We start from the raw sequence: 14510 nt of genomic DNA, 5'->3' as shown, positions 1-14510 counted from the left end.
GTTGTGTCCATGAGACCGCCGCGCCCATTTGGTGCGGCGGTCTTGTCTTGCGGTGCGACTACTTGGCGTCGCGCGCCTTCACCGCCTGGTCCGGGAAGTCCGAGAACAGCCCGTCGATACCGAGCGCCAGATAGGCCTTGTACTCGGCGGCCGGGTCGCCCTTGAAGTCGGAGGCGAGGCGCTTGGGCTCGCTGCGGAAAGTCCAGGTGTGGACGAAGAGGCCGACGGCGTGGGCGTTCTTCACCACATCGGTCGGCGGCAGCAAGACGCGGTCGCGCTCGTCGATCGTGCCGTCGCCATTGAGGTCACGCGGCTTGCCGTCGTCGCCGATCACCTGCTTGGCCGGCATCAGATAGGGCTTCCAGGGGCCGACGCCGTCGGCATAGGTCCTGACCTCCTTCAGGCCTTCGGCGGTGACGAGGTCCTTGAAGGTGCGCTTGTCGCCGGTGACGACGAAGTCGTAGGGCTTGTCGAAGGGCGCGGCGAGGACGATGCCGCCATCCTTGTCGACATCGTCGGCGTCGACGAGCTGGATCAGGCGCAGCTGCGTCTTGCCGCGCAGATATTTGAGGTTGGCGGTCTCGAAGCTCTGGATGATCACCGGCGAGGTTTTCTCCGTCCAGCCGGCGGCCTTGAGCTGATCGAGCAGCTTGTCCTCGATCGCCAGGCCCAGGGCCGAGTGATAGGTCGAGTGCTTGATCTCCGGGTAGATGCCGATTGTGCGGCCGGTGCGGGCGCTTTCGGCCTTGGCGAGATCGATGACCTGCTGCAGGGTCGGGATCTCGTATTTGCCGTTATGCGCTTGGTCGCGATCGGCGAAGGCCTGCTTGGCCCGCAGCGTCTTGAGCTCGGCGAGCGTGAAGTCGGAGGCGAACCAGTCAGTGGTGTCGACACCGTCGACCTTGCGGGTCGTCTTGCGCGCGGCGAATTCCGGCCGCGTCGCGACATCGGTGGTGCCCGACATCATCGGCTCGTGGCGAACGACGAGATGGCCGTCCTTGGTCGCGACCAGATCAGGCTCGATGAAGTCGGCGCCTTGCTCGATCGCGAGCTTGTAGCCTTCGAGCGTGTGCTCGGGGAGATAGCCGCTGGCACCGCGATGGCCGGCAATCAGGGCCGGCTTTCCGTCGAGCGTCGGCACGGGGCTCTGGGCCTGGGCGGCCAGTGCCAGGGCAAAGGTCGCCAGCATGGTCGCCGGCTGCAACAGGGGCTTCATCTCGTCCGATCCTCGCTTCCTGCGGAAAGGCGGCGAAACTGCTCGGCGGATATGACAGGCTGGTGAAGGCTTCGTGCCCCTGCGCAGCGCCTCGAACATGTCGTCATGGGCGCTGCGAAGGGGAGTATCGGAAACTGGTCGAGGCGCTCGCTCGCTATCCGGCGGCGGGTGCCTCCGGAATCTCAGCGGCGGCCTTCGAGCGAGGTCTTGGCGTCCAGGCGCTTGGCCGGCGGCGGCGTGGTGTCGACCGGCTGGGTGGCGCAGGCGGCAAGCGACAGGCAGAACAGGCCGGCAAGCGCGAGGCGGGAGAGGGCAGTCATTGCAGTGGTTCCTGGGCGGTTGGCGTTGCGGAAGGAGTTGTATCGTCTTGCGCCCTGTGGGACGAGGGCGTCAAGGGTGCTGTCGCGCTTCGGAATCGTTCGAAATGGCGCCGGGCTCGAGGGCTGCGATGCAAAGCAAGCACAGGAACCGCCGGACATGACTCCCGCCGCCCGCATCAGCGCCGCCATCGAGGTCCTGGCGGACCTGATCGAGCGCCGGCGCCCGGCGGCCGACGCGCTCAAGGACTGGGGGCTGTCACGCCGTTTCGCCGGCTCGAAGGATCGCGCCGCCGTCGCTTCGCTCGTCTACGATGCGCTGCGCCGCCGCGCGTCCTCGGTGCATGCGCTTGGTGAGGAGACGCCGCGGGCGCTCGTGCTCGGCATGCTGGTCAGCCAGCGCGGCCTCGGCGTCGAGGAAATCTCGGACCTCTTCAGCGGACAGAATCATGCCCCCGCACCGCTGACCGAGTTCGAGGTCGCCGGGCTCGCCGCCTTCGATCTCAACGCCGCGCCAGGCTGGATGCAGGCCGATGTACCCGACTGGCTCTGGTCTTCCTTCATGGCAGGCTTCGGCGACGATGCGGTTGCCGAAGGACAGGCTCTGGCGGGCCGTGCGCCGGCCGATATCCGCACCAATCGGCTGAAGACCGATCGCGACAGGCTGCGTGCAGCGCTGGCGCATCTTCAGCCCGAACCGGGCGCCTGGTCGCCCGATGCCTTGCGCTTCCTGCCCGGCCCCGATGGCCGCGGCCCGTCGCTGCAGAGCGAGCCGAGCTTCTTCAACGGCGAGTTCGAGATCCAGGACGAGGGCTCGCAGCTCGTGACGCTGCTCGCCGGCGCACAGCCCGGCATGAGTGTCGTGGATCTCTGTGCCGGCGCCGGCGGCAAGACGCTGGCACTGGCTGCTGTCCTCGGCGGAGACGGGCGCATCTTCGCCACCGATCTCGACAGCCGCCGGCTGGCGCCGCTGCATGACCGGCTCACCCGCTCCGGCGCCGGCAATGTCGAGGTCCGCGTGCCCAGGAGCCGCGGCCATGATGCGCTTGCCGATCTCGTCGGCACGATCGATCTCGTGCTCGTCGATGCGCCCTGCACCGGCTCCGGCACCTGGCGCCGCAATCCGGATGCGAAATGGCGGGTGCGCCCCGGCGCGCTGGCCGAGCGCATCAAGGAACAGGCGCAGGTTCTCACGCGTGCCGCCAGTCTGGTGAAACCAGGTGGGCGCATTGCCTACATCACCTGCTCGATGCTGCCGGAGGAGAATGACGGCGCGGTCGAGGCCTTCCTGGTGCGCCATCCCGGCTTCGTGCCGGTCGCGACGCGCTCGCTGCTCGATACCGGCGAGGTCGATTTCGGCCTGCTCGCCCGTTTCGCCACGCGCTTCGGCTTGCAGCTCTCGCCGCGCCGGACCGGGACCGACGGATTCTATTTGAGCTGCCTTGCGGCGCCGGGCTGAATCGTCGATCCAAGCGAAGGTTTTGCGAAGCTTGGGCCGTCCCTATATCATGGGGGCAGCCAATCAGTCTGTCGGGAGTAGCTTCCATGGTGGTCGTTGAAGCGTCGCGGCTTGATGGTGTGACCTTGCAGCAGGTTCTGGCAAAGGTACGGCGGGCGGCCGAGAACGCTCGGCGCGCGCAAGATTGGACCGTGCTCGCAAACCGGCCTGAGCATCTGCCGATCTCGAAGGAATTTGCGGCGATCCGCGCACTGACACCGCCGGGGCCTCAGGAGGACAGCGTCGACATCATTCGGGCGTTGAGGGATGAGTAGCGTTGTTCTCGACGCAAGTTTCATCGTCAAACTGCTCGTCGACGAAAGCGGCTCCAGGCTCGCGCAAGCTGTGCTCGAAGGGTATGAAGCGGCCGGCAGCGTTTTCCTTGCTCCCAGCCACGCGCTAGCTGAAATCGGCGAGGTGCTTTGCCGCAAGCTGCGGAAGGGATCGATCGAATCCGTTCAGTTCGAGCGCGCCTTGGATTCGGCGACGCGGCGGGTTGCCAGCAATGATTTGACCTCTCTGCTCGCTGTGGCAGCCAAGATTGCCATCGATCACGGCGTTTCGGTCTACGACGCTCTCTATGTCGCCTTGGCTGATCAGGCCGGCGCGCTCATGCTCACCGCGGATCGCAAGCTCGCGGAGAAATTGCGTCCAACGCCATTCGCCCCCTTGATTTTATGCGTCGACGAAAGCGGCCTGATCTTCTATGGCGAGCCATGACGAGCTCCCAGCCCCAGAACCCCGCCCATCACGACTCCATCCTGATCATCGACTTCGGCAGCCAGGTCACGCAGCTGATCGCGCGCCGGGTCCGTGAGATCGGCGTCTATTGCGAGATCGCGCCGTTCCAGTCGGCCTCCGATGCCTTCCAGCGGCTGAAGCCGAAAGGCGTGATCTTTTCCGGAGGCCCGGCCTCGGTGCCCGACGGCAATTCGCCGCGCGCGCCCCAGGAGGTGTTCTCCGCGGGGCTGCCGCTGCTCGGCATTTGTTATGGCCAGCAGACCATGGCCCATCAGCTCGGCGGCACGGTCGAGGGCGGTCATGCCGCCGAATTCGGCCGCGCCGATGTCGAGATCGTCACGCCCTCCGCCCTGTTCGCGGGCGTTTGGGAAGAGGGTGGGCGTTATCCCGTCTGGATGAGCCATGGCGACCGCGTCACGCAGCTGCCGGCCGGCTTCACCGTCAAGGCGACTTCGGAGAACGCCCCCTATGCGGTGGCGAGCGACGAGGAGAAGCGCTTCTATTCGACCATGTTCCATCCCGAGGTGGTGCATACGCCGGATGGCGCCAGGCTGCTGCGCAACTTCGTCGTCGACATCTGCGGCTGCAAGCCCGACTGGAGCATGTCGGCCTATCGCGCCGAGATGATCAAGAAGATCCGGGACCGGGTCGGCACGGGCCGGGTGATCTGCGGGCTCTCTGGCGGCGTCGATTCGGCCGTCGCGGCCGTGCTGATCCACGAGGCGATCGGCGACCAGCTCACCTGCGTCTTCGTCGACCATGGCCTGATGCGGATGAACGAGGCCGATGAGGTCGTACGTCTCTTCAGGGACCACTATAACATCCCGCTGGTCCATGTTGAGGCTGAGGAGCTTTTCCTCGCCGAGCTCGCCAAGTGCGGTGCCGACCCGGAAGCAAAGCGCAAGACCATCGGCCGGCTCTTCATCGACGTCTTCGATGCCGAGGCGGCCAAATTGGGCGGCGCCGACTTCCTCGCCCAGGGCACGCTCTATCCCGACGTGATCGAGAGCGTCTCGTTCAGCGGCGGCCCGTCGGTGACCATCAAGAGCCACCACAATGTCGGCGGCCTGCCCGAACGCATGAAGATGAAGCTCGTGGAGCCGCTGCGCGAGCTCTTCAAGGACGAGGTCCGCGTCCTCGGCCGCGAGCTCGGCCTGCCCGAGGCCTTCGTCGGCCGCCACCCTTTCCCGGGGCCGGGTCTTGCCATCCGCTGCCCCGGCGAGATCACCAAGGAGAAGCTCGACATTCTGCGCAAGGCGGATGCGATCTATCTCGAGGAGATCCGCAAGGCCGGCCTCTACGATGTGATCTGGCAGGCCTTCGCCGTGCTGCTGCCGGTGCGAACAGTCGGCGTGATGGGCGACTACCGCACCTACGACCATGTCTGCGCGCTGCGCGCCGTGACCTCGGTCGACGGCATGACGGCGGATTTTTACCCTTATGACATGGCCTTCCTCGGCCGCACCGCGACCCGCATCATCAACGAGGTCAAGGGCATCAACCGGGTCGTCTACGACGTGACCAGCAAGCCCCCAGGCACGATCGAGTGGGAATGATTTTTGCCACAAGCCAACCATGAACGAGCCTGAACTGGCCGCTCATGGGGGCATGCCAAGCGGGCTTTAGGCTTCTGGCGTCGCAGGGCGCTTTGCCTGCCGCTTCGCCCAGCTCGGCCGAACCATATCGAACCGATCCGTCGAGCGCAGATACCCCCCGCTCGCGTGCAGGCGGGCAATGAGCTTCAGCCCCGGCGTGTCGATGTAGCGCCGCTCTGCATCGATGACGAAGCGGTCGTCGATATGGGCATTGAGCACCCTGCCGATCACGATGCGCGAGCTCGGCGTCTCGGTGTTGCTGGTCGAACAGAATGCCCGCGCCGCGCTCGAGACCGCCGATTACGGCTATGTGCTGGAGACCGGCGAGATCGTCCAGCAGGGCAAGGCAGATACCTTGATCCACGATCCAAAACTCATCGCCGCCTATCTCGGGGGCGGCGAGGGGCATTGAACCGTCGCGCCGGCTTGCTCAGGCTATTGCCGGACTGTGCGAATGCGCGCTCGCATGATTGGTGCCGGGCTGATGGCGAAGGGCAGCGGGATCTCGCCTGGCCGGATGCCGGACGACCGAAGAAGAAGGCATTGCCAGAAGCGCAAGGCCCGTCACGGCTGCAAGCCTTGGGAAAGACCCGCTGTCGCTGGGCGCGTCCCTGGGGACACGGTTCTCGTGTACGCCTCCCTCAGCTCTCTCGGCTCGGGGACTGGCGGACCGGTCACCGTGATCCAAGCTCTGCTTCAGGCATTGGGGGCCGAGGGCACAGCCTTCCGCCTTGCCGAGCATCGGGCTTGGCCCGACGGCCGAGGATCATCGAAGGCGCGCCTCGGATGAGCGACGGACAGCGGCAATGGGTCGCCTTCGACATTCCGAGCGTGATGGACGGCGATGCGTTTCTGCGGGTCGGGGTGAGCGCGCTGCGATCGGGATTGGCCACTGCGATATCCTCTGCGCTCATGGCGCGCGAGGCGGTTGCTGTGCTGTACGCCGGGCCGCTGCGGTAGTCCCGAATGGTCGGCAGAGATACCTTCCTGCCTCCTTGCCGATGCCTGCGTTGGCGCTAGCGTGACCTACGGAAGCCATTCGCCGAGAGGCGGTTCAGATGGTCATCACGTTCGTCAGTCTAACGGCGGCCCATCTGCTGATCGCGAGCCTGATCGCGCTCAATTCGGTTCTTGAAGCCGAGCGTGAGCGGCTCACCGCCAAAGACATCCTCATCGTCGCTCTGGTCTGCGCCATCTGGCCACTCGTCGCCTGTGTCCTGCTGCTGACACAAGGACGACGGAAGCAATGTCTGCCCACGATGCGCTGACGCTTCAGCGCCGGACAACCGACACCCCGGCGGACTGGCATGGCCCGTCGGAATGTGGCTTGCCTGAGCAGCCTGGTGGCCGGGCGGGTCAGAAATGCGCTTTCGGCTGAAGCCTCAGCGTCGCACGCGTCGTGTCGGCCATCTTCGACAGCATCCAGTCGGGATTGCCGAGGTTGAAATAGGCCTTCAGCAGCACCCGCCAGAACAGGCGTTCCGCCTGCGATGAAGGTCCGTGCTGGGCGTAGACCCGCGCGCATTCGGCGGCGGTACGGCTCCCATGGATCGCACTGTTGTTGACGCCCGTCCGTCGGAAGCAGGCGATCGGCTGGGTCATCCGGCCGTAAGGCTCCTTCGCCAGGGCCCGGCAGAACATGTCGTAGTCGCCGGCGTCCCGGTAGGCGATGTCGAACCCGCCCAGTTCCTCGAAAAAGGTCCGGGAGAAGTAGGTCGCCATGTGCATGATCGGATTCCAGCCCAGGCAGACAAGCATCGCCGGCGTCATCCAGTTCGGAGGCGCCGCGAGCCCGCCGAGGCCATGTCCGTTCGAATCGATCCATCGGATCGCGCCGACCACCCAGCGCCGCCGGCTCTTGCGGTAGGCGTCGACGACCGCCGTCGCCGCGCCCGGGAGCATGACGTCGTCGGCGCCCAGGAAGCCCAGCAATTCGCCCGAGGAATTGAAGGATCCCTTGTTGATGGCGTCGAAGATGCCGCTGTCCTTGCCCTGCATCACCTTCAGCCCATAGCTGCGCGCGAGCTCCACGGTCCCGTCGGTGCTGCCGCCGTCGACGATGACATGCTCGATCTCGATCCCGCGCGTCGCATTGCGGCGCGCGGATTCGATGCATTCCTTGAGATAGTCGACGGCGTTCAGCGTCGGGGTCACGATTGTCACGATCATTGGCGCAGTTCCGCTGCTGGAGCCGGTGCGGTCAGACGTGCCGAGGAGCGGAAGCCATGTCGGGCCTCGCCGGGATCATCGGCATCGGCGCCGCTTCCGCGGTGTCGGCCTCTTCGACGACCGGAATCCGGGTTACCGCGTTCTGCATGGCCCACATCGCCGCCTGGGTACGGTTCCTGACCCGGACCTTCCGAAGGATCGCCTTGACGTGCACCTTCACGGTGGCTTCGGCGATCTCCAGCTTGCGTGCGATCACCTTGTTGGACTCGCCGAGCATGAGCCCTTCCAGGATACTCACCTCGCGGACCGAAAGCCCCTGGAACGGGGAGCCGTCAGCCCGGCGCTGCACGCCCTGCAGCAGGCGCTGCGGCTCGACCGCCACCTCGGAGAGCTGCGATAGCAGCTCGGGCGGGAACACTGCGCCGTTGGCGATGACGACTTCCAGAGAGGTGATGAGATCTTGCGCCGAGACGGACTCGACGAGATAGCCGACCGCACCGAGCTGCATCGCGCGATGCATCAACTCCCGGCTGCCGCGGAGGGCGAGCGCTACGATCTTGGCGCTCTTGAACTGTCGCTTGATGTCGCCGACGATGGAGCAGGACATGTCGTCGATCACGACGATGAAAAGATCGGGCGCCTGCTGGCCGTTATCGTATCGATGCAGGTCGAGACTGGTGGTTCTCTGGCTTACGTGGAAGCGAGCGCCATCCAACAACTTGGTTATGCCTTCGCGCAGAAGGGCATTGTCGCTCAGTACAGCGGTCTCGATGATGTCTGACATCGGTACTTCCCTCTTACTCGACACAAAACTGGGGTGGCGGATGCAGCCAGGCGCATGTCGCCCAGCCGCACCAGCGGAGGTATTCCGTAGCGCTGTTTGAGAAATTCCGAGATGAAGCAGGCAGTGACTAATCCAAAACGGCCACAAAGTGACACTGAGGGATGCAAGCACCCTGAATGTCATCGTTAATAATTAGTTCATTCGGATGTAGTCGTCTTGTCAGGAAAAATACGATCCCGTCAGGAAAAGCCTTACACGCGACCTGCGACAAAGCGTCCGATTTCACCAGCTTGGCTTGCAAGCTGGGAGGGAGATTATCTTCAGGTTGCCGTAGAGGAAGACGCGGATGATCGGCCGCTTTCCGGGCGAGCCGTCTCAGCCGGTCGGATCGGTCTTGAGGATGCGGATCAGATCCTTGGCCAGCACGGCCGCCTCGGTGCGATTGCGGACGTTGAGCGTCCGCATCAGTGCGGAGACGTGGATCTTGGCCGTCGGTTCCGCAATATGGAGGGCCTGGGCGATCTCCCGGTTGGAGAGCCCGTCCGCCAGCAGCGCGAGGACATCCCGCTGCCGGCGCGTCAGCCCGAACGGATCCTGCTGCGAGCTGGTCCGGCGCTGCGGCGCCTCGCGAGAGCGGTAGGCCTCGGCGGCCGAGCCGAACGGGGTGAGGCCGCGTGGCACCGCGAGGCGGCCGGCGATCACCTCCTGAACCGCTTCGATGATCTCGTCGTCCCGCTGCAGCTTCGAGATGAAGCCGTGGAAGCCCTCCGCGATATAGTGGAGGACCTGGTCGAAGGTGCCGTTGCCCGAGATGACGACGTAGCGTGTCGTCGGGGAGGCCCGCTTGAAATCCCAGATGATCGCCGGATCGGTGGATCCCGTCAGGCCAAGGCTGACCAGCACGAGATGGATAGGCTGTTCTTCCATCAGGTTGCGCATCAGGCCGTCGAAGTCTTCGGCTTCGAGGAGTTCGGCCTCCGGCAACGCGGCCTGCAGGATCGTACGCAGACCCGTGCGGTAGAGCGCATGTTCGTCGGCAACGAGAATCCTTGCCATGGTCGTGCCGCCGCTCTGGTCGTTTTTTCGGTGGGGACGCGGCCGCAATATCGGGCTCCGCCGTTCGAAGGCGGTTCCCGAGCGCAGGCCCCTATCCCCGGCCTGTCGTAGCGGGAACGGCTGTTCAAGTCGCGACGCTCTTCGGGAGATGCCGTTACGGGAGCATGGCCATTATTGTGTCAGTCAAGCCAAGCTGAGTACTCCTCACAGGAGCAGGTCTGGCAATTCAACGCGCCAATGGCTTAGTCAGTATCGTCAGACGTCGAGAATCCAGCCATGGCTGGCGCCGTATCTGATGATGTCGAGACGCGAGTGCAGCATCAGCTTCTTGCAGGCCCTGTAGCGGTAGGTCTCGACCGATTTGATGCCGAGGCCGATGCGCCGGGCGATCTCCTTGTTGGAGTGGCCGACCGCAGCCAGGCGCAGAACCTGCATCTCGCGATAGGTCAGTGTGTCACTCGCGGTCGCCGTGCTGACGCCGGCTGCCGGACACAGCTTGCGGATCCATTCCGAGCGGAAATCCTCCAGCTCGGAATCGATATAGACCCCGCCGCTCAGGACCGTCCTCAACGCCTGGGCCACCTTGTCGCTCGCCGATGCCTTGAGGACGTAGCCGCGAATGCCGGCCCGCAGCGCCTTCTGGACATAGCTCGGCTCTGCATAATGGGTCAGCATGACGATCAGGGTTTCGGGCAGTTCTTCGAGGATGCGCTCGGCCAGCGTCAGGCCGTTCATGCCGGGAAGCCCCATGTCGAGGACAGCAAGATCCGGTCGTTGACCGCGCACGAGCGCGAGCGCCTCGGCCGCGCAACTCGCCTGTCCCACCAGCTCGAAATCCGGCTGGCCGAGCACGAGAGCCTTCAGTCCGGCCAGAACGACCGGGTGGTCGTCGACCAGGATGATCCGCGTCGTCACGAGGAGACGCTCCGCGGCACGACGCCGGTCAAGGGAGCGACCGCGGTGACGATCGTGCCCTTGCCGCAGCGGGGCCCGATACCGAGCGTACCGCCGACATCCGCCATGCGCTGGCGCATGCCTGGCAGCCCGATGCCGGTCTGGAGCCCATCTCCCGGCCGCTCGGGCTGACTTCGAAGTCCGATGCCGTCATCGGCTATGCTGAGCGAGACCGAACTCCTCGCGAAGTCCAGCACGACATCGAGCTTTCGCGCGCCGAGTGCATGTTTGAGAGTGTTGGTCAGAGCTTCCTGCGCCACCCGGTAGAGTGTGTCCTCGATGACGGCAGGCATCGGGTCCGGCTCGGCCCCCTTCTTCCTGAAACAGAGCTGGAGCCGCCCATCCGCTGCGAACGACGCCGCCATGGCCTCGATGGCACGGCTGAAGCCGAGTTCCTCGACGATGCGTGGTCGGCCGCTGACGACGGCGTGATGGATCTTGCGCCCGACCCCGGTGACATGCTCGACGATCTCGTCGAGGCGCCGTCTTGCAAGTCCCTTCGTGCTCTCCTGCAAGGCTCTCAGCTCGATGAGGACCCGGGCCATCTCCTGCCCGGTATGGTCGTGCAGGTCCCGTGCTATGCGCGCGCGCTCGTCGGCTCGGATGTGGTTGAGTTCATCCTCGAGCCGGTGCGTCCGCGCCTCCACGATCCGCAGCGCCTCGGCAACGAAGCAATATTGCTCGACCAGCCGGAGGCGGTCGCTGCGCAACTCGTCGAATTGCTGCATGGCAAGGCGACGCTGCCGCTCGGCCGTCAAGCGTCTCATCCGCTCCGCAGCTGCCGAGAAGCGCGGGTCGAGCAGGGGGAAGAGCCGCAGGAGGAGCGTCGCCGGTTGGCTCTTGCGCCGCGGGACCAGGACATTGCCGAAGCAGCGGTAGTCGCCGGGGCCGTCGGGACCATTGAAGCCGACCCTTTCGATCAGGGGCTGGCGCGAGCCCGAGCAGGCGAGGAGATAGGTCCGCAATGCATCGACCCGGCTCGCGCAGACGTCGAGCAGCGACGTGGCTGCTCGGCCGGGGGCAAGCAACTGGCTGGCGGCGCGATTGAGCGCACGGATGCTTCCGTCGGTCAGGGCGATGACCGACGGCTCAAGATAGACCTCGAGATCCAGCTCATGCCGAAGCTGCAGATGCATCATCTCGGTAATATTCCCTCGTCCCCGGGCCCGGCTCGATCCGCTTCAGACGGAGGACCACGCGGCATTCAGCCGCCCCCGAGGCAATCGTCTCCTCCAGATCGACCGCGGCGTACCCGACTGCGTTGGCGGTCAGGCGGCCGAAGATGTTCGATGTCAGCATGCACAGTGAGGGACGGTTCGCTGCCGCCCGGCCAAGCGGGCACGCGCAATTGCTGAACACGACCCTGTCCTCGTCCTGCTCGACGATCGAGAATGCGCCGCCGGCGCGGTTTTTCAGGTCGATCAGGATCTCGAGCAGTTGATCGCGGTTGAGACGCTGGACACCGAGTGCCGTCTTGTACTGTTTCTCGATATCGGTGCCGAGGCGCGCGGCGATGCCGCTGACATAGGCGCAGGCGTCTTCGACCCCTGCAATGCTTTCCAGCAGCTCGGCCATGTCGGCCACCAAGATGTTGAAAAGACCATGATGATCGAAGTCGATCTCGAGAGCGCCGATACTCGGCGAAATATTGGAGACGGATGGAGTCACGCTCGCTAGCCCCCTGAATTGACACACGCCCCAGGCGATCATTCTTTGCACGCAGCTCTGTACGAGGCTGCTGATCCGCGAGGGAGGTTAGACCAAGAGCCTTTCTCCGATTGGATTCGGGAAGGAATAGTTCAGAAACTTATCTCTTGGATCAGAGATGTGTTTCTTGGTGTATTTCTCTTTTTGTATCTATAAATCGTTTAGCGAATGATATTTTCTGAAAAATAACAAAATTGAGTTCAAGACAAGAGGTATTAGAGAGTTATCGTTTACAACATAAAATCCATTTCCAGGCCCGTAAAATATCGAAACAACCGGTTCTGTTGGGGCAGTTCGTCTCAAATTCTGCGTGGATTCTCATGGTTGATATACGGATAAAAAATACAGGAGAGCAGTGGTCAGTCAGGCGTCGAGAGAACGGATCGTACCGGCCATCTCAGGTTGGGGCACTTATCTTCAGGGTGATAATAGCACATTGTCGGCGTTTGTCTGCCCAGATTCGTGGATGTATTTCCAAAACGGCTCCTTTGAACTATGAATTCTAACATAAGTTGTATCCTCGATTCTGTTTCGAATTTTAGACAGCTGGGGGTGCCGCCTGCGGGGACGAATAGACAAAGAAATATGAAAATATTATTCAAATAAATATATTATTTTAATATTTGAAATAAGATTCAAACAATTTGCAGGTGATTGTTGGAGATATGAAATAAGCTTAGAATCTATAATCAATGATAGTTCGGACTAGATATGGCTAATTTTCGTTTGTCTAAAATGATTCGTATCTGTAGGAATGAGGGCCGGTCGCCAGATCATCGTCCTGGTAATAATTTCGTGATCGGTGCGCCCAGACGCACGATTCCGCGGCGAAAACGTCGCGCAAGGCGTCGGCGTGCTCGGTTGCCGCCGGGTCAATGTTGACGGCTGTTCACATTTGTCAAGATGTTGGCCGCAACAGAATTCCGTTGCGTCACTCGGCCGGCAGGTTCGGCAGGCTGATGTGCCGAGGACGAGGCTGCGAGATCAGCTTGCGAAAGCGCCGCCAGGCGAAGGGCAGGAAGCTCTGCTCGGCGTGATCGCGAGGCGTGCGCAGCACCAGATCGGGGTCGATCAGCATCGCTCCGCCGGTCAGGGCGGCGAGGCGGCGGTTGAAGACGAGATGCTCGCAGATGACGGGGCCTGCCTGACGATAGCTGCCGAGACGATACGTCTCGGCGCGATAGAGGCACAGGCCGTTGAACGTCGAGGCGCAGGAGATCTCGCGATCGGAGGTGAGGGCGCGCTGGTGCGGATAGATGCGTGAGCGGAAGAAGCGGTAGTATTGCACGATCCCTGACCGATTGATCGCAAGCTCGTCAAGTAACGTCGTGAAGGACCTGTGCTCGTCTTCGTAGGCCAGCAGATCGTAATAGTGTGGGCGAGAGCTTGCCGATACGCCGAAGACGCCCGGCCGGTCCAGTTTCGCGGCAGCGGCGAGCAGCGCCGGAATGGGGGGCGGCACGGCGATGACGTTGTCGATGTCGAGCACGCAGACGACACGGGGTTCGAGGCCCGATGCTTCGAGCTCGCTCTTGAGCCGCTGTCGGCCGAGCGCCATCCGCCTCAGCCGCTCCGGCTCGCTTGCCATGAACGCGGTCGGGACGAGGATAAGCTCCCCGCGCCTCTGGGCCTGATCGAGCAACGCCTGCGTTCCGTCACGCGAGCCGTTCTCCCCGACAAAGGCGGCAACGCTCGAGCCGCTGCGCCTCAGCGTTTGCAGCAGCTCCAGAAACGGCGGGATCGTGGCTGCACAATCCTTGGCGAGGGCCAGGAATGCGAAGTCCGGCCGGGGGGGCCCCACCTGTCTCACCTGGCGGGAGCCCTGATGGCGATCAGCGATTTCGGCAGGAACAGGACGTTCTCGGTCAGGATCTTCGCGTCCGGAAAGAGTTCGGCGAGTTGGGCCCGGTCAAGCATCGTGGTGCCTTCGACGATCTGCATCGCCTGGTCGAGGGAGGCCGCCTTCGCGTAGAAGCCGCGGGCCTTGCTCGACACCATCCGCCGCTGCAGCGGTTGCGGCAGCCAGTGCATGATCGGCGCGTTGCTGTGCGGATCGAGCGGAAACCAGAAGTTCGGTGTCTGCACGTAGTAGTTCGGTGCCAGCCGTCTGATCTCGGCTGCGACGCGCTTCATGTCGGCCCAGCGCCCGACATGCTCGATCAGCGAGTTGGAATGGACGAAGTCGAAGCTCTGGTCGCCGAACGCATTGACGTCGCGCGCATCGCCCTGGACGACATGGAAGCGCGGATCGGGCGAAGGGGGCTTGGCTTCGATGTTCAGGAGCGAGATCTCCACCCCCGAAGGGGGCAGGTCGAACTGCCAGTAATCGGCGTCCCCTCCGAGGTCGAGGATGCGGCAGGAGCCCCGCTTCTCGATCACCGCGTCGATGATCGGGCGGACATAGGTCTTGAACCGTTCTTCGCGGAACTGGGAGCGGCGGAACGAGCGCGGAATCATGTTCATGAGCTCTTCG

At 63.6% G+C, this 14510-nt stretch carries 17 protein-coding genes and 1 pseudogene; 7 read left to right on the top strand and 11 right to left on the bottom strand.

What is annotated here, in order from left to right; translation table 11 throughout:
- Positions 1 to 58 precede the first annotated feature (58 nt).
- Together V7S63_RS02895 and V7S63_RS02890 are read right to left on the bottom strand one after the other, a co-directional pair.
- Entirely contained in the window at positions 59 to 1216 is a 1158-nt protein-coding gene (locus tag V7S63_RS02895) for a glycerophosphodiester phosphodiesterase (protein ID WP_336529146.1), read from the bottom strand.
- 182 nt (positions 1217 to 1398) lie between these two features.
- Positions 1399 to 1536 carry a hypothetical protein gene (locus V7S63_RS02890; RefSeq protein ID WP_167561506.1) on the bottom strand — a complete coding sequence of 46 codons (138 nt, stop codon included), beginning with the start codon at positions 1534 to 1536 and terminating at the stop codon, positions 1399 to 1401.
- 157 nt (positions 1537 to 1693) lie between these two features.
- Between V7S63_RS02890 and V7S63_RS02885 the strand changes: the two genes are divergently transcribed.
- The 4 genes from V7S63_RS02885 to guaA all read left to right on the top strand — a co-directional run bounded on the left by V7S63_RS02885 (position 1694) and on the right by guaA (position 5328).
- Positions 1694 to 2992, top strand: coding sequence for an RsmB/NOP family class I SAM-dependent RNA methyltransferase (locus V7S63_RS02885; protein WP_100959040.1), 1299 nt, complete (start codon positions 1694 to 1696; stop codon positions 2990 to 2992).
- Between the two features lie 86 nt (positions 2993 to 3078).
- Positions 3079 to 3306, top strand: a complete 228-nt coding sequence (locus V7S63_RS02880) for a hypothetical protein (protein ID WP_091829609.1) — start codon at positions 3079 to 3081, stop codon at positions 3304 to 3306.
- Positions 3299 to 3751 carry a type II toxin-antitoxin system VapC family toxin gene (locus V7S63_RS02875; RefSeq protein ID WP_336529145.1) on the top strand — a complete coding sequence of 151 codons (453 nt, stop codon included), beginning with the start codon at positions 3299 to 3301 and terminating at the stop codon, positions 3749 to 3751. Before V7S63_RS02880 ends, V7S63_RS02875 begins: the two co-directional genes overlap by 8 nt.
- Positions 3748 to 5328, top strand: a complete 1581-nt coding sequence (guaA, locus tag V7S63_RS02870) for a glutamine-hydrolyzing GMP synthase (RefSeq protein ID WP_336529144.1) — start codon at positions 3748 to 3750, stop codon at positions 5326 to 5328. The genes V7S63_RS02875 and guaA overlap by 4 nt, the downstream gene beginning before the upstream one ends.
- Positions 5329 to 5394: 66 nt before the next feature.
- On the opposite strand, the gene V7S63_RS02865 is transcribed toward guaA, so the two are convergent.
- A complete protein-coding gene (locus tag V7S63_RS02865; RefSeq protein ID WP_336529143.1) occupies positions 5395 to 5586 on the bottom strand; it encodes a hypothetical protein in 192 nt (63 codons plus the stop codon).
- Positions 5587 to 5596: 10 nt separating this feature from the next.
- On the opposite strand from V7S63_RS02865, the pseudogene V7S63_RS02860 reads away from it, so the two are divergent.
- From V7S63_RS02860 to V7S63_RS02850, 3 genes and pseudogenes are all read left to right on the top strand, one after another.
- A pseudogene (locus V7S63_RS02860) lies at positions 5597 to 5779 on the top strand (ABC transporter ATP-binding protein); the annotation flags it as partial.
- A gap of 374 nt (positions 5780 to 6153) precedes the next feature.
- Positions 6154 to 6327, top strand: a complete 174-nt coding sequence (locus V7S63_RS02855; RefSeq protein WP_336529142.1) for a hypothetical protein — start codon at positions 6154 to 6156, stop codon at positions 6325 to 6327.
- Between the two features lie 98 nt (positions 6328 to 6425).
- Positions 6426 to 6635 carry a hypothetical protein gene (locus tag V7S63_RS02850; RefSeq protein WP_336529141.1) on the top strand — a complete coding sequence of 70 codons (210 nt, stop codon included), beginning with the start codon at positions 6426 to 6428 and terminating at the stop codon, positions 6633 to 6635.
- 88 nt (positions 6636 to 6723) lie between these two features.
- Here V7S63_RS02850 and V7S63_RS02845 read toward each other — a convergent pair whose 3' ends face one another.
- The 8 genes from V7S63_RS02845 to V7S63_RS02810 form a co-directional block, all read right to left on the bottom strand.
- Positions 6724 to 7536 (bottom strand): glycosyltransferase family 2 protein, encoded by an 813-nt coding sequence (locus V7S63_RS02845; protein ID WP_336529140.1) that lies wholly within the window; start codon positions 7534 to 7536, stop codon positions 6724 to 6726.
- 31 nt (positions 7537 to 7567) lie between these two features.
- Positions 7568 to 8320, bottom strand: a complete 753-nt coding sequence (locus tag V7S63_RS02840) for a response regulator transcription factor (RefSeq protein WP_091829545.1) — start codon at positions 8318 to 8320, stop codon at positions 7568 to 7570.
- A 375-nt stretch (positions 8321 to 8695) separates the two neighbouring features.
- Positions 8696 to 9376: a LuxR C-terminal-related transcriptional regulator gene (locus V7S63_RS02835; protein ID WP_248307387.1), complete on the bottom strand. Its 681-nt coding sequence runs from the start codon at positions 9374 to 9376 to the stop codon at positions 8696 to 8698.
- Between the two features lie 255 nt (positions 9377 to 9631).
- Positions 9632 to 10291: a response regulator gene (locus tag V7S63_RS02830; protein WP_248307388.1), complete on the bottom strand. Its 660-nt coding sequence runs from the start codon at positions 10289 to 10291 to the stop codon at positions 9632 to 9634.
- Positions 10288 to 11469, bottom strand: coding sequence for a sensor histidine kinase (locus V7S63_RS02825; protein WP_336529139.1), 1182 nt, complete (start codon positions 11467 to 11469; stop codon positions 10288 to 10290). The genes V7S63_RS02830 and V7S63_RS02825 overlap by 4 nt, the downstream gene beginning before the upstream one ends.
- Complete coding sequence (locus tag V7S63_RS02820) at positions 11444 to 11998, bottom strand: methanogen output domain 1-containing protein (RefSeq protein WP_336529138.1); 555 nt, start codon at positions 11996 to 11998, stop codon at positions 11444 to 11446. Before V7S63_RS02820 ends, V7S63_RS02825 begins: the two co-directional genes overlap by 26 nt.
- Before the next feature lie 970 nt (positions 11999 to 12968).
- Entirely contained in the window at positions 12969 to 13838 is an 870-nt protein-coding gene (locus V7S63_RS02815) for an HAD family hydrolase (RefSeq protein WP_336529137.1), read from the bottom strand.
- Positions 13839 to 13843: 5 nt separating this feature from the next.
- Positions 13844 to 14500, bottom strand: coding sequence for a class I SAM-dependent methyltransferase (locus tag V7S63_RS02810; protein ID WP_336529136.1), 657 nt, complete (start codon positions 14498 to 14500; stop codon positions 13844 to 13846).
- Between the last annotated feature and the right edge of the window lie 10 nt (positions 14501 to 14510).

Origin of the sequence: Allobosea sp. CCNWLY174 (genome assembly GCF_037120455.1) — a bacterium.
Lineage (GTDB): Bacteria > Pseudomonadota > Alphaproteobacteria > Rhizobiales > Beijerinckiaceae > Allobosea > Allobosea lupini.
Note: the sequence above shows the minus strand (reverse complement) of the source record. Positions and strands in the feature narration are given on the sequence as shown.